At 65.8% G+C, this 14,500-nt stretch carries 13 protein-coding genes; 5 read left to right on the top strand and 8 right to left on the bottom strand.

The genetic code is table 11. The annotated features are described in order from the left end of the window. Positions 1-60: 60 nt before the first annotated feature. A complete protein-coding gene (locus ACIPHN_RS21875; protein WP_400440092.1) occupies positions 61-819 on the top strand; it encodes a response regulator in 759 nt (252 codons plus the stop codon). 35 nt (positions 820-854) lie between these two features. Next, positions 855-2,150: an ATP-binding protein gene (locus ACIPHN_RS21870; RefSeq protein WP_400440089.1), complete on the top strand. Its 1,296-nt coding sequence runs from the start codon at positions 855-857 to the stop codon at positions 2,148-2,150. A gap of 12 nt (positions 2,151-2,162) precedes the next feature. Here the strand turns inward: ACIPHN_RS21870 and ACIPHN_RS21865 are convergent, their stop codons facing one another. Then, entirely contained in the window at positions 2,163-2,834 is a 672-nt protein-coding gene (locus ACIPHN_RS21865; protein ID WP_400440086.1) for a glutathione S-transferase, read from the bottom strand. Positions 2,835-2,892: 58 nt separating this feature from the next. Here ACIPHN_RS21865 and ACIPHN_RS21860 point away from each other — a divergent pair, with 58 nt between their 5' ends. Continuing rightward, positions 2,893-4,341 (top strand): PLP-dependent aminotransferase family protein, encoded by a 1,449-nt coding sequence (locus tag ACIPHN_RS21860; protein WP_400440083.1) that lies wholly within the window; start codon positions 2,893-2,895, stop codon positions 4,339-4,341. Positions 4,342-4,386: 45 nt separating this feature from the next. Here the strand turns inward: ACIPHN_RS21860 and ACIPHN_RS21855 are convergent, their stop codons facing one another. The 3 genes from ACIPHN_RS21855 to ACIPHN_RS21845 form a co-directional block, all read right to left on the bottom strand. Further along, a complete protein-coding gene (locus ACIPHN_RS21855) occupies positions 4,387-4,668 on the bottom strand; it encodes a helix-turn-helix domain-containing protein (protein WP_400440081.1) in 282 nt (93 codons plus the stop codon). A gap of 15 nt (positions 4,669-4,683) precedes the next feature. Beyond that, the gene (locus ACIPHN_RS21850) at positions 4,684-7,011 is read right to left on the bottom strand and encodes an FdhF/YdeP family oxidoreductase (protein ID WP_400440078.1); all 2,328 of its coding nucleotides are present in this window, start codon (positions 7,009-7,011) and stop codon (positions 4,684-4,686) included. Positions 7,012-7,181: 170 nt separating this feature from the next. After that, a complete protein-coding gene (locus ACIPHN_RS21845; protein WP_400440075.1) occupies positions 7,182-7,670 on the bottom strand; it encodes an Lrp/AsnC ligand binding domain-containing protein in 489 nt (162 codons plus the stop codon). Between the two features lie 151 nt (positions 7,671-7,821). Here ACIPHN_RS21845 and ACIPHN_RS21840 point away from each other — a divergent pair, with 151 nt between their 5' ends. Then, the gene (locus ACIPHN_RS21840) at positions 7,822-9,123 is read left to right on the top strand and encodes a D-amino acid dehydrogenase (RefSeq protein ID WP_400440072.1); all 1,302 of its coding nucleotides are present in this window, start codon (positions 7,822-7,824) and stop codon (positions 9,121-9,123) included. 99 nt (positions 9,124-9,222) lie between these two features. On the opposite strand, the gene ACIPHN_RS21835 is transcribed toward ACIPHN_RS21840, so the two are convergent. Together ACIPHN_RS21835 and ACIPHN_RS21830 are read right to left on the bottom strand one after the other, a co-directional pair. Then, the gene (locus ACIPHN_RS21835; protein WP_400440069.1) at positions 9,223-10,860 is read right to left on the bottom strand and encodes a methyl-accepting chemotaxis protein; all 1,638 of its coding nucleotides are present in this window, start codon (positions 10,858-10,860) and stop codon (positions 9,223-9,225) included. A 267-nt stretch (positions 10,861-11,127) separates the two neighbouring features. Then, on the bottom strand, positions 11,128-11,949 hold the full coding sequence (locus ACIPHN_RS21830; protein WP_400440066.1) for a helix-turn-helix domain-containing protein: 822 nt from the start codon (positions 11,947-11,949) through the stop codon (positions 11,128-11,130). Between the two features lie 105 nt (positions 11,950-12,054). On the opposite strand from ACIPHN_RS21830, the gene ACIPHN_RS21825 reads away from it, so the two are divergent. Continuing rightward, positions 12,055-12,945 (top strand): DMT family transporter, encoded by an 891-nt coding sequence (locus ACIPHN_RS21825; protein WP_400440063.1) that lies wholly within the window; start codon positions 12,055-12,057, stop codon positions 12,943-12,945. On the opposite strand, the gene alkB is transcribed toward ACIPHN_RS21825, so the two are convergent. After that, positions 12,923-13,576 carry a DNA oxidative demethylase AlkB gene (gene alkB / locus ACIPHN_RS21820; protein WP_400440060.1) on the bottom strand — a complete coding sequence of 218 codons (654 nt, stop codon included), beginning with the start codon at positions 13,574-13,576 and terminating at the stop codon, positions 12,923-12,925. The genes ACIPHN_RS21825 and alkB overlap by 23 nt on opposite strands. Next, a complete protein-coding gene (locus tag ACIPHN_RS21815) occupies positions 13,573-14,478 on the bottom strand; it encodes an alpha/beta hydrolase (RefSeq protein ID WP_400440057.1) in 906 nt (301 codons plus the stop codon). The genes alkB and ACIPHN_RS21815 overlap by 4 nt, the downstream gene beginning before the upstream one ends. Positions 14,479-14,500: the final 22 nt, after the last annotated feature.

Below are 14,500 nucleotides of genomic sequence, written 5' to 3'. Positions count from 1 at the left end.
AAGTTTGTCAAAGTGTGGCAAGCCGGAAGCTGTCGCGCCGGTCACAAGGGAAGGAAGAACATGCAGGCACAACGCCACATCCTGGTGGTGGACGATCACCCCGATATCTGCGAGCCACTGGCCGCCTACCTGCGCCGCCAGGGCCTGCAGGTGAGCATGGCCTTCAGCGCCGCGCAGGCGCGCGCACTGCTGCAGGCGCAGGCATTCGACCTGGTGGTGCTGGATGTGATGATGCCGGGCGAGGATGGCCTTTCGCTGTGCCGCCACATCGGTGAACACCTCGGCACGCCGGTGATCCTGCTGACGGCCATGGCGGCCAGCAGCGACCGCGTTCGCGGCCTCGATACCGGCGCCGACGACTACGTGGTCAAGCCTTTCGATCCGCCGGAGTTACTGGCCCGCATCCGCAGCGTGCTGCGTCGGCTGGCGCGCCAGTTGACGGGCCCGGCACTGGCGCCGGCGCCGGTGCTGTCGCTGCCGCTGCCGGTACGTCGCTACCTCTTTGATACCTGGACCCTGGATGTGGAACGACGCGAACTGCTCGACAGCGCAGGCGCCAGCGTCACCCTCTCCAGCGTCGAGTACCGGCTGCTGCGGGTACTGGTGGAGCATCCCAACACCGTCCTCTCGCGCGATCGCCTGCTGGACCTGACCGCCGGCACCGAGGCACTGGCGTTCGACCGCAGCATCGACAGCCAGGTCAGCCGCCTGCGCAAGAAGCTCGAATCCGATCCACGCAAGCCCAGCCTGCTCAAGACCATCTGGGGCAACGGCTATCTGCTGGCCGCCCAGGTCAGTACCGACGCGTCCCCCTCATGACACCGAGGAGACCGTGGCGGCTGTGGCCGCGTACCATGACCGGGCAGCTGCTGGCCCTGCTCCTGCTGGGGCTGGTGGCGGCGCATGCCATCGGCCTGTCGGTAGTGCTCACCAATGGCGAGCGCATCCACGTCATCTCGCGCGACCAGATGGCCGCACAGGCAGCCCTGGCCTGGCGGCTGGCGACACTGCCGCCGGAACAGGCCAGGCAAGCCCTGGCGGTGGCCAGTCCTGCCACTGACAGCTACCGCTTGACCTCGGTACCGGACATCGATGAAACGCATCAGGATGGCCGCGACCAGGAGATCCTCGCCAGCCGGCTGCAAGCCCTGCTGGACTTGCCGCCAGAAGCGATCCGCATCAGCCTGTTCGAGCCCGACGATGCTCCGGCCGACTTGCGCATCGCCCTGCGCACCCCCGCGGGCCTGTGGCTCACGACCCTGCAGCATCCGGTGCTCTCGCAGGGCTGGCTGCGACCATTGCGCTTCTCGGTGCCGGTCAGCACCTTGCCGGTCTTGCTGATCGTGGCCGTGTTCCTGCGCCGCATCCTGCGTCCCATCAAGGCGCTGGCCCAGGCCGCCGAGTGCGTCAGCCATGGCGAACAGGTCGCCCCGCTCCCCGTCACCGGTCCACTGGAGGCGCGCGAAGTCACCAGTGCCTTCAACCTGATGCAGCAACGCCTGCATCGCTTCGTCGAGGATCGCACCCGCATGCTGGCCGCGATCAGCCACGACCTGCGCACGCCCATCACCTCGCTGCGCCTGCGCGCCGAGCTGGTGGACGATGAGATGCTGAGAGCGGCGATGATCCGCACCCTGGACGAGATGCGGGTGATGGTGGAAGAAACCCTGCGCTTCGCCCGCGACGATGCCCACGGCGAAGCCACGCAGGAGATCGACCTGCAGGCGCTGATGCGCGGGATCGTCGAGGAACAGGTCGCGCAGGGTCGCGATGTCCGGCTGGCGCAGGCGCCATCGCTGCCCCTGCCCTATCGCTGCCGCCCGGTGCATCTCAAGCGCGCCCTCTCCAACCTGGCGGACAACGCCGCCCATTACGGCCAGCGGGCGCGCCTGTCACTGCTGCCGCAAGCCGATGGCGCCATCCACATCAGCATCGATGATGACGGCCCGGGCATCGATGCCCAGCATCTGGAAGAGGTCTTCAAACCCTTCGTACGCCTGGATCCGGCACGCCATCGCGGCCAGCAGGTCAACCACGTCGGCCTGGGGCTGGCCATCGCCCGCTCCTGCATCGAAGCCCATGGCGGACGTCTGGCCCTGCACAACCGTGACGAGGGCGGCTTGCGCGCCCTGGTGCAGCTGCCGGCCTAAGGTCGGCCGGCGTCAGCGCAACAGTTCGTAGGGACCGCCGCGCTCCAGCGCGCGCTGGTAGGCGGGGCGCGCATGGATGGTTTCCAGGAACCTGAGCAGATTGGGATAGCGCCCATCCAGCCCGCCACGCGCGCGCAAGCCCTCCACCGGGAAACTCATCTGGATATCGGCGCCACTGATCGCCTTGCCGGCAAACCAGCCATCCTTGCCCAGCTCGGCCTCCATGTAGCGCAGCTGGCGCTCCAGCTGCGGTGCCACCAGGCGGCTGCGCATGCCGTCCGAGATCATGCGGGCAATCGGGCGGATCAATGCCGGCACGGCCTTGGGCATCTTGCTGAAGATCAGTCCCAGCAACAGCCAGGGCATGGCCGAGCCTTCGGCGAAGTGCAGCCAGTAGCGGTAGCGCAGGCGCTCGGGGGTGCCGGGGGCGGGAAGCAGGCCGCTGTCGGCGCCATAGCGCTCCAGCAGGTATTCGACGATGTTGCCCGATTCGGCCACCGTCACATCGCCATCGGTGATGACCGGCGACTTGCCCAGCGGATGCACCTGCAACAACTCCGGCGGGGCCAGCATGGTCTTGGGATCGCGCTGGTAGAACTTGATCTGGTACTCCAGGCCCAGCTCCTCCAGCAGCCACAGGACGCGCTGGGAGCGCGAGTTGTTCAGGTGATGCACGGTGATCATGGCGCCGTCCTTGTAAAATGCGAAGCAATCACTCTAACACCCCCCACATTCCCGCTCCATGGCCGTCACGCCTCTCTACAAACAATTCGCCGAGCAGTTGGCCACCTCGATCCGCGAAGGCGTGCTGCATCCGGGCGAACGCATCGCCTCGGTACGCATTGCCAGCCAGCAGCACAAGGTCAGTGTCACCACCGTGGTGCGCGCCTATGAACTGCTGGAAAGCCGCGGCATCATCGAAAGCCATCCGCAATCGGGTTACTTCGTACGTGAGCAGGTGCAAGTCAGCGGCAAGCCGGCCCCCCGTCCCAAGGCGAGCGCCCCCGACGATCACCCGGCCTGGCAGGAATCCACCGAAGTCGACGTCAGCCGGCTGGTGCTGGCCACGCTCAAGACCATCCAGCAGGATGGCACCGTCCCGCTGGGTTCGCCCTACCCCAATCCGGCGCTGTTTCCCTCGCAGCGGCTGGCGCAATACGCCGGCCGCATCGCCCGCAGCGCCAGCCAGTCCAGCGTGTTCGATGACCTGCCACCGGGACACCCCGAGCTGTTGCGCCAGATCGCCCGCCGCTACCTGGAAAACGGCCTGAAGGTCGACCCCGAGGAAATCGTCGTCACCGTCGGCGCCACCGAGGCCATCAATCTCTGCTTGCAGGCGGTGGCCCGTCCCGGCGACACCATCGCGGTGGAGACCCCGACCTTCTACGCCATGCTGCACGCCATCGAACGGCTGGGCATGCGGGCCCTGGAAATTCCTACCGATGCGCAACGCGGCATCGATGTCGGCGCCCTGGAAGAACGGATGAAGACGCAGCCGGTGGCGGCCTGCATGGTCATGCCCAACTTCCAGAACCCGCTGGGCTTCCAGATGCCGGACAGCGAAAAGCAAAGACTGGTACGCCTGGCCGAGCAGCACCAGATGCCGCTGATCGAAAACGCCGTCTACAGCGAGCTGTATTACGGCAACGCCCATCCCTCTTCGCTGAAGAACTACGACCGCGAGGGCCTGGTGCTGCACTGTTCGTCCTTCTCCAAGAGCCTGACCTCGGCCTACCGCATCGGCTGGGCCATACCGGGGCGCTACCGCGACCAGGTCGAAAAACTCAAGTTCTTGAACACCCTGGCTACCCCCGCCGCGCCCCAGCGCGCCATCGCCGAATACCTGACCCAGGGCGGCTACGAGCGCCACCTGCGGCGGGTGCGACGCAGCTTCGCCCAGCAGCGCGAGCTGATGCGGCATTTCGTCTTGCGCTTCTTTCCGGCCGGCACGCGGGTGTCGGAACCGGAAGGCGGCTATGTACTCTGGGTGGAATTGCCCGGGGGCGTGGATGCGATGGAGCTGTACCGCCGCAGCCTGGCGCTGGGCATCACGGTGGCGCCGGGGCGTATCTTTGCGGCGACCAACCGCTACAGCCATTTCATCCGGCTCAACTACAGCTATCCGTGGTCGCGGGAGATCGAGCAGGCCCTGAAACTGGTGGGCAAGCTGGTGCAGGAACTGGCGGTGTGATGTCGTCCACGGAGCGCCACCGCCGAGGCGCTCCACAGGTAAAACCTACTGCGGCGGTACCAGCAAGCTGACGCTGCCAGTACCATCCTCGTTCATTTCCACGCCCACCACGCCGGCCTCTTCCAGCGCCGAGAGGAAGCGTCGCAGCGTGCTCATGCGCAGCTGCGTGCGCTTGGACAGCCGCGCCAGCGACAGCGCGCCGCCCGCCTTCTCCTCGGCGTCAAGCTGCAGGGTCTCGACGATCAGCAGCACCTCGGGCGGTACGCCCATCTGCTGCGCCCTGGCCTGCAAGCCGGCATCCTCGGTGGCGGGCGTTTCGCTGTCCATCACGGTCTCCCCCATTTACGCCGCCGCGCGCTGCACCGCCGAACGCGACAGCAAGACCGGAATCGACTTGGAGGTCGGCGTACGGGCCTGGTCGGCAAAGCTTTCCAGCGGCACCAGCGGATTGGTCTCGGGATAGTAACTGCCGATACAACCGCGCGGAATGTCGTATTCCACCAGCAGGAAACCATCGGCACGACGCTCCACGCCGTCATCCCAGACGCTGGTGATATCGACCCATTCACCATCCTTCAGGCCCAGCATCTGCAGGTCCTGCGGATGGATGAAGACCACCCGGCGCTGGCCGAACACGCCGCGATAACGGTCGTCCATGCCATAGATAGTGGTGTTGTACTGGTCGTGCGAGCGAGTCGTCATCAGGGTCAGCAGCTTCTCGCCATGGATCGCGCGGGCGCGATGGATGGGCGTGTCCTTGGGAATGTCATGGACGATGAAGTTGGCCTTGCCGCTGCCGGTCTTCCAGACGCGGTCGCGCGAGGCCACGCCGAGGTGGAAGCCGCCCGGATTGGTGATGCGCTCGTTGTAGCCCTTGAAGGCGTCATACACCTTCTCGACGGCATCGCGGATGCGTGAATAATCTTCGGCGTACCACAGCCAGTCGATCTTGGGGCCGTTGTTGCGCGACTTCATGGTGGCTTCGGCCAGATGCGCCACGATGGCGGTCTCCGACATCAGGTGCTCGGAGGCCGGCTTGTTGATGCCGTAGGAGACGTGCACCATGCTCATCGAGTCCTCCACCGTCACGCCTTGCGGACCGGACTTCTGCACGTCGATCTCGGTGCGGCCCATGGTCGGCAGGATCAGGGCGTCCTTTCCGTGCACCAGGTGGCTGCGGTTGAGCTTGGTGGTGATGTGCACCGTCAGGTTGCAGGAGCGCATGGCCTCGAAGGTGCGCGGGGTGTCGGGCGTAGCCATGGCGAAGTTGCCGCCCAGGCCGATGAAGACCTTGGTGCGGCCTTCCAGCATGGCCATGACCGAGCCGACGGTGTCATTGCCGTGATGGCGCGGGGCCTTGAAACCGAACACCTGTTCCAGACGATCGAGGAAGGCTGGCGTCGGCTTTTCGTCGATGCCCACGGTGCGGTCGCCCTGCACGTTGGAGTGGCCACGCACCGGACACAGGCCGGCGCCGGGGCGTCCGATGTTCCCGCGCAGCATCATCATGTTCGACAGCAGCTGGATGGTCGCCACCGCATGCTTGTGCTGGGTCAGGCCCATGCCCCAGGTGGCGATGACGGCACGGCCCTTGACGTAGACCTGCGCCAGTTTTTCGATGTCCTCACGCGAAACGCCGGACTCGGCGATGATGTCGTCCCAGCTCTCGGCACGCGCCTGGGCGGCGAATTCCTCGAAGCCGGCGGTGTGTTCCTCGATGAAATTGACGTCGATGACGCGCTCGGCACCGGCCGCCTTGGCTGCATCATCCAGCTCGATGGTGCGCTTGATGACGCCCTTGATCAGCGCCAGGTCACCGCCCAGCGTGGGGTGGATGAACATGGAGCTGATCCGGGTGCTGCCCATGGTCAGCATCTCGACCTTGCTCTGCGGATCGGCAAAGCGTTCCAGGCCGCGTTCCTTCAACGGATTGATGGCCACGATGGTGGCGCCGCGCTTGGAGGCGTGGCGCAGCTCGCCCATCATGCGCGGGTGGTTGGTGGCCGGATTCTGGCCGAACAGCAACATGGTGTCGCACAGGTCGAAGTCATCCAGCAGCACGGTGCCCTTGCCGATGCCGACCGTGCCCGGCAGGCCCACGCTGGTGGGCTCGTGGCACATGTTGGAGCAGTCGGGGAAATTGTTGGTGCCGTACTGGCGCACGAACAGCTGGAACAGGAAGGCCGCCTCGTTGCTGGCGCGACCGGAGACATAGAAGTCGGCCATGTCCGGATCGGGCAAGGCATTGAGATGACGGCCCATGAGCGCAAAGGCATCGGCCCATTCGATCGGCTGGTACTTGTCGGAGACGGCGTCGTAGACCATGGGATGGGTCAGGCGGCCATGCTCTTCGAGCTCATAGTCGGACTGCTGCATCAGCTCGGCCACGGTGTGCTGGGCGAAGAACTCGGGCGTGACGCGCTTCTTGGTGGCCTCGGCGGCCACCGCCTTGACGCCGTTTTCGCAGAATTCGAAGGTGGAGGTGTGCTCGCGGTCCGGCCAGGCACAACCGGGGCAATCGAAGCCGTCAGGCTGGTTCTGCGACAGCAGGGTGCGGATGCCCTTGCCGTCGGCGACGTGTTCCTTGACCAGGTTCAGCGCGACGTACTTCAGCGCGCCCCAGCCGCCTGCGGGTTGATTGTATTGCTCGATTCTTGGTTTGGAAGGCATGATGTGCGGGTCGGGAGACTACGGAATGGTTCCAGTGTCTGAAGTCTAGGACACGTCAACGCATTCCAGTATGTACAGGAACGCATGCCGGAATCAAGTACAGTCTCTTTCAAGCAACTGGCGCAAGTCCGCGCATCGCCCGCCCGCCTATAGTTGCGCCCTGTTTGCGCTCAATCATCCAGCGGCAGGGCCAGGGTTTCTTTGATCTCTTCCATCACCACATAGCTCTTGGACTGTGCCGCGCCCGGCAGCTGCAGCAGGATGTCGCCCAGCAGCTTGCGGTATTCGGCCATGCCACGGATGCGCGCCTTGATGAGGTAGTCGAAGTCGCCCGAGACCAGGTGGCATTCCTGCACCTCGGGAATGCGCAATACCTCGCGCCGGAACTGTTCGAACATGTTGCCCGACTTGTGGTTCAGCGTGATCTCCACGAACACCAGCAGGGTCGCCCCCAGCGTCTCGGGATTGACGCGCGCGTAATAGCCGGTGATGACGCCATCGCGCTCCATGCGGCGCACCCGTTCGATGCAGGGCGTGACCGACAAGCCGACCTGCTCGCCCAGCTCCTTCATGGAAATCCGGCCGTCCTTTTGCAGCACCGCCAGGATGCGGTGATCGAGCTTGTCGAGGGTGCGGATGGATTGCTGCTGGGTACGCATGGGTTTTTCCCGTTTTTGAAAGATTGACGTTAATTATTAATGAAACGGCCAATAAATACACAAACAAACGCTAGTTAATCGCCAATATCATAGCTGAATCTTCTAATCCAGCGGCGCCTGCCTGCGCCATCGAACAAACGGGGGTTCTGCCATGCGAGTGGTCATTCTTGGAAGCGGCGTCATCGGTGTCACCAGTGCCTGGTATCTGGCCCGCGCCGGCCACGACGTCACGGTGCTGGACCGCCAGCCGGGCGCGGCGCTGGAGACCTCCTTCGGCAACGCCGGCCAGATCTCGCCGGGCTATGCCTCGCCCTGGGCCGCTCCCGGCATCCCGCTCAAGGCCCTGAAGTGGATGTTCCAGGAACATGCCCCGCTGGCCATCCGCCCTGACGGCACGCTGAACCAGCTGCGCTGGATGTGGCAGATGCTGCGCAACTGCAATGCCGACAGCTACGCCGTCAACAAGGAACGCATGGTGCGCCTGGCCGAATACAGCCGCGATTGCCTGCGCGACCTGCGCGCCGATGTCGGCATCCCCTATGAAGGTCGCCAGCAAGGCACGCTGCAACTGTTCCGCACCCAGGAACAACTGGATGGCGCGGCCAAGGACATCGCCGTGCTGCAGGAAGCTGGCGTCCCCTTCGAACTGCTCTCTCCGGAACAACTCGGTGGCGCCGAACCGGCGCTGCACAAGGTGCGCGGCAAGCTCACCGGCGGCCTGCGCCTGCCCAATGACGAAACCGGCGACTGCCAGCTCTTCACCACCCGCCTGGCCAAGATGGCCGAGCAGATCGGCGTGAAGTTCCGCTACGACGTGGCCATCGACGCCCTGGCCATGGCCGGCGGTGAAATCGCCGGCGTGGTCTGCGGCCGCGAACTGGTGCAGGCCGACCGCTACGTGGTGGCACTGGGCTCCTACTCGCCGCAATTGCTGGCCGATGTGCCGGGCGTGCCGGCCATCCCGGTCTATCCGCTGAAGGGCTACTCGATCACCGTGCCCATTACCGATGCCAAGGCGGCCCCGGTCTCGACCATCCTCGACGAAACCTACAAGATCGCCGTGACCCGCTTCGACGACCGCATCCGCGTGGGCGGCATGGCCGAGATCGTCGGCTATGACACCGCCCTGAAGGCCAAGCGCCGCGCCACGCTGGAACTGGTGGTCAACGACCTGTTCCCGGGCGCCGGTGATACCGCCCAGGCCAGCTTCTGGACCGGCCTGCGCCCGATGACGCCGGACGGCACTCCGGTGGTGGGCGCCACGCCGGTGTCCAACCTCTACATCAACACCGGCCACGGCACGCTGGGCTGGACCATGTCCTGCGGCTCGGGCCAGTTGCTGGCCGACCTGATCTCCGGCCGCCGCCCCGCCATCGCCCACGAAGACCTGTCGGTGGCGCGCTACATGAGTTCGTCGGGCCGTGCCCAGGCACCGCGCCTGGCCGGCGCCTGAGCGGGCTGGTTCTGACGTCTGTCTCTTCTGCATCCCTCGCAGAATGGTTGGCCGGAGCGAAATGCTCCGGCTTTTTTTATGCGCGGATGGCGGCCGAACTTAAGCCACTGCCAGGCGCGCTGACGGCCTGGCCGCCATAGCCACGCCCGCCGCTTCATCCCGCGGCTCGACGCCAGACGGCAGCTTGAAGACCTGCATCAGCTCCACCAGCTTGCTGGCCTGGGCGCTCAAGCTCTCCGCCGCCGCCGCCGACTGCTCCACCAGGGCCGCGTTCTGCTGGGTCACGTTGTCCAGTTGTTCCACCGCCGTTCCTACCTGTGCGATGCCCTGGGTCTGCTCCTGGGTGGACACCCCGATCTCGGTGACCAGGGTCGCGACCTGGCGCACCTGGCTCACGACGCCGCTGATGGCCTGCGAGGCTTCCTGCACCTTGGCATAGCCGCTGTCGACCTTGTCCACGCTGTCTTCGATGAGGCTCTTGATCTCGCGCGCCGCCTGGGCCGAACGATGCGCCAGCGTGCGCACCTCGGAGGCCACCACGGCAAAGCCGCGCCCCTGCTCGCCGGCACGCGCCGCTTCCACGGCCGCATTCAGGGCCAGGATATTGGTCTGGAAGGCGATGCCATCGATCACGACGATGATCTCCTTGATGCGGGCGGAACTGGAGGCGATATCCCCCATCAGCTCGACCACCCCCGCGACCGCATCGCCGCCATGACTGGCGGCCTGGCTGACATCGCCGGCACGCTGGACGGCCTCGCCCACGGTCTGGGCATTCTGCCGCACCGAGCCGGTCAGCTGCTCCATGGAAGCGGCGGTCTGCTCCAGGTTGGAGGCTTGTTCTTCGGTGCGCTGGCTCAGGTTCAGATTGCCGTCGGCGATCTCGGAGGCGCCGGTGTCGATGGCGTGGCAGCTCTTGTAGACCTCCTGCACCAGATGCGACAGGCGTAGCCGCATGCTCTCCATGGCCGCCAGCACACTGCCCTGGTCGCCCTGGCGCAGCTTGACCCGGCCAGCCAGATCGCCATCGGCGATGGCCTGGGCGATGGCCACGGCATAAAGGGGCTCACCGCCCAGCTGGCGCGTGAAGGAACGTTGGATCAGGACGCTGACGACCACCCCCACCAGGATCATGGCGCCCAGCAGCGCCACCAGATACCAGGCCGTGCGATCGGCGCTTTCGGCCGACCGGCTGATGCGGTCCTGGACCGCCTGGTCATATTGCTTGACGATCTGCAGGAACACGTCGCGCAGCTTGACGTGGGCAGGGTCGGTGGTCTTCTGCAGCTCGGCCAGGGCGCCCGGCACATCATCCTGGTCGGCCTTGTCCATGAGACGCTGGAAGGATTCCCGGTAGGCCGGCCAGGCCTGGTTCATCGCCACCACCAGCGGCTCCAGCTCCGGGCTCTTCTCGGCGCCCTGAAGGTAGTCAAAGGCTTCCTGGATCTGCGCCTCGGCCTTCTGGTTCAGGGTCCGGGTACCGATGCGCGACTTGGGGTCGCCGGCGTTGGGATAGATGTAGGAATAGCCGCGCCGGAAATGGATGGCCATGGCCAGTGCGGCGGTATTGAGTTTTTGCATCGGCGCAATGCGCTCCTGGTACATCTGCCGCTCCTGGGCGCTGATGCCGTGCAGGCTGAAGATACCCCAGCTGACCATCACCAGCATGGCCACCACGAACAGCGCCGACAGCAATGCAAGACGGGCCGAGACCCGCAGATTTTCCAGAAAAGACATGTTCTCGCTTCCCAAATTGAGTTTTCGTTATGTGTGCAGCGCTGCCCTGGGGCGGCTGCATGGGTGGGGGCGTCGTGCGGACGTCTCGCGCCATGGCGCCCTCTCCCTGTCTCCAACCGCTCTCCTGCTACCCGAGGTAGGGAGAACGGCCATCTAGTCGTACGATGACCGACCAATTTACCTCAAATCAGGCCGGGTATCACGAAGGAAAAAGCCTATATTTCCCACTGTTAACGAATGGACAAGCCTTACGCTGCCACGCCACCGCTAGCGCCCACGTCTGGCATCACCCTGCGCCGCCGGATGGGCGGACGGCACATGTCCGGTCATCTTCCGAAACATCGTCGAAAAGGCCGCCGGCCGCTCATAGCCCAGGTCATAGGCAATCACCGTGACCGCATGCCCCAGCGCCAGTCGCGAGATCGCATTGACGATACAGGCGCGCAGGCGCCACTGCTGGAAGCCCATGCCCGTCTGCGCCAGGAACTTGCGGTTGAAGGTGCGCTCGCTCATGTGCAAGCGCTCGGCCCATTGGCCGGGCCGTGACTGGATCGAGGGCTCCATCATGAAGGCCCGGCACAACGCGCCCAGCTTCTCGTCCTGCGGCAGCGGCACATGCACCGGAATCTCGCGGGCGCGACCGATCTCTTCCAGCAACAGCCGCATCAGGTACTCCTCCCGGCTGTGCGGTTCGTAGCGGGGATCGATGCGGGTCGCCTCGATGAGCAACTCGCGCAGCAAGGGCCCGACCTCCAGCACCTGGCAGCTGGCCGCATTGCGCGGCACATGGTCGGGTTCCACGAAGGCGCTGCAGGTGGTCACCGGCAAGAGCATGCGGCTCTGGTGCTCGCGCCCCGAGGGAATCCATACCGCGTGCTGCGGCGGCACCACCCAGGCGCCGTCCTGCGTGACCACTTGCATCAGTCCGCCCAGCCCGAACAGCAGCTGCGCCCGGCGATGGCTGTGCCAGGCCTGCAGGGAGCCGCCGGGATAGTCGGCGCCCGCCACCACCACCGGTCGGGCGATGTCATCGACCTGGTGGATCGGCAGCTTGACCGGGGAAGTCGAGGTGTGGGGCTGGGTCGGCATGGTCCAGGGATGTGATGGCGTAGATTCGAATATTATTGACCGCTGATCGAAAGTCAGTCAAAGCCCCTTTGCTCTACTGTGCTGGCTTTGATGAAGGCTCCCCACATGAATCCACCGATACTCTCCGGCATCCTGGTCGCGCTGATCTGGGGCATCCAGCCCGTGATTTCGCGCTATGGTTTCCAGCAAGGCCTCACCCCCTACGATGCCACCCTGGTGCGCTATCTCACCAGCGGCCTGCTGATCCTGCCCTACGCCTGCAAGCGCGGTCTGGCCGATGCCTGCGGCGTCGGCTGGCCGCGTGGGCTGGTGCTGTTCCTGCTGTCGGGCCCCTTGTTCAGCCTGGTCCTGGTGGGCGGGGTCAACTATGCCCCGGCCTCGCACGGCGCCTTGATCCATCCGGCATTGACACCGCTGTTCGGCATGGCGATCAGCCGCTTCGTGTTCGGCCAGCGTGAGCGGTTTTCACTATGGGGCGTGCTGCTCCTGCTGGCGGGCCTGGTGCTGGTCGGCTCCAACGCCATCCTCGCCAGCGGCGGCCTGGCCCCGGCCGGCGCGTGGCGCGGTGACCTGCTGTTCGTACTGTCGGCCTTCATGTGGGCGTGGTATCTGGTGCTCAACCGCAGCTGGAAGATCGCCCCGCTGGACGCCGTGGCCCTGACCCAGGTGCTCTCGCTGGGCGCCATGCTGCTGGCGCTCCCCTGGCTGGGCGGACAGACCTTCGCCAAGCCGCTGCCGGCCTTGCTGTTGCAGAGCGCCTATCACGGCCTGCTGGTCAGCATTGTCAGCGTGGCCCTGTTCAACTGGGTGGTGGCGCGATTGGGCGTCAGGGCCCTGATGCTCAATGCCCTGTCGCCGCTGTTTGGCGTGATCGCCTCGGCCTGGGTCTTGCAGGAACCCCTGTCGGTGTCGATGGTGGTCGGCGCCCTGGCCATCGTGGGTGGCCTGGCGGTGGGATTGCGCGGATCGGGCGCTAGCCCGCGCGGCGGAACGTGAGGTTGTAGCGGCAAGCCCCGGTCAGCGCATGTTCGCCCTCGGCCAAGGGATCGATGCCATGGAAGGCCAGCCGCGCCGGTCCGCCCCAGACCACCACGTCGCCGCTTTCCAGGCGCATGCGGCGCGGCTTGTCGCTGCGGGCCAGGCCGCCGAAGAGGAAGGTGGCCGGCAAGCCCAGCGAGACCGAGACGATGGGCTGGGTCATGTCGGTCTCGTTGCGGTCCTGGTGCAGCGACATGCGCGCACCGGGTTCATAGCGATTGACCAGGCAGGCATCGGGGACGAAATTGGCAAACCCGGCCGCGTCCGCCGCGCGCGTGGCCAGCGCCAGGAAAGCCTCGGGCATCGGCGGCCAGTGCTGCCCGCTCAGGGGATCCATGGGCTGGTAGCGATAGCCGCGCCGGTCCGTGACCCAGCCGAGCTGGCCGCAATTGCTCATGGCCACCGACATGCGGAAGCCGCCCGGCGTCTGCATGTGGCGCTGGGGCGACGCGTCCAGCACCAGGGCGATCCCCTGCAGCAGGCGTGTTTGCTCCTGCTCGTCGACGAAGGCACGCAGCAGCAGCGCACCATCGACAATGGGCTCCACACTGGGCTCGCGGGCCAGGCCGGCGAAGAGGTCACCGGTCATGGGGCTGGCGCCCGATCTGGCGGGGCGGTGATGAACTGGCTGACCTCGTCCAGCGTGGGGGCAAGCAGGCGCAGTGGGCGTGCCAGGCTCCCTACCAGCGAGGCGTGCGAGGTATTATCGAAATAGCGTTCCACCACCGGCACCTGTTGGGCGCGCAGCAAGCGCGCCAGACCGGCCGTATTACGCTCGGCCGAGACCAGCTTGTCCTGGTGCGAGGCGATCAGCAGCGCCGGCGGCGCACCGGCCTGGACATGCCGCACCGGCTGGGAATCAGGCGGCGAATCCGGGGCAAAGAAGACCGGCTTGACGTCGGCATTGTCGATGGGCAGGAAGTCATAGGGACCGGCCAGCCCTATCCAGCCACGCAAGTCGGCCGGCGAGCTGCCGGCCTGGCGCAGCCAGCGCGCATCCAGGGCCAGCATGGCGGCGTTGTAGGCACCGGCGCTGTGCCCCATGACGAAGACGCGCTGCGGGTCGCCCCCCAAGGCCCGCACCGAGCGTAGCGTCCAGGCCACGGCCTGGGCGCAGTCCGTCAAGAAGTCGGGATAACGGACTTCAGGATAGAGGCGGTAGTCCGGCAACACGGCGATGAAACCGCGCGAACTCAAGGCTTCGCCGACGAAGGCGTAGTCCTTGCGACTGCCTTCGTTCCAGCTGCCGCCGTAGAAAAACACCACCACCGGCAAGCCCCGCGCGGCATCGGCGGGCGGCTTTGCGGGCCGGTAGATGTCCAGCTTCTGACGTGGGTTGTCGCTGCCGCCATAGGCCACTCCCTCGGTCTTGACATAGGTGGACGAGGGCGTTACGGCATTGATGGCCGCCAGTGGCGAACAGGCCATCAGCCCACCGATGATCAGGGCGACGCCCGCCAGGGTGAGACCGGCCTTGCCAAGAACATGCATGCGCAACTCCAGCAATGAATGA

Source organism: Herbaspirillum sp. NPDC087042, from assembly GCF_044745245.1.
Classification (GTDB): domain Bacteria; phylum Pseudomonadota; class Gammaproteobacteria; order Burkholderiales; family Burkholderiaceae_D; genus Herbaspirillum.
Note: the sequence above shows the minus strand (reverse complement) of the source record. Positions and strands in the feature narration are given on the sequence as shown.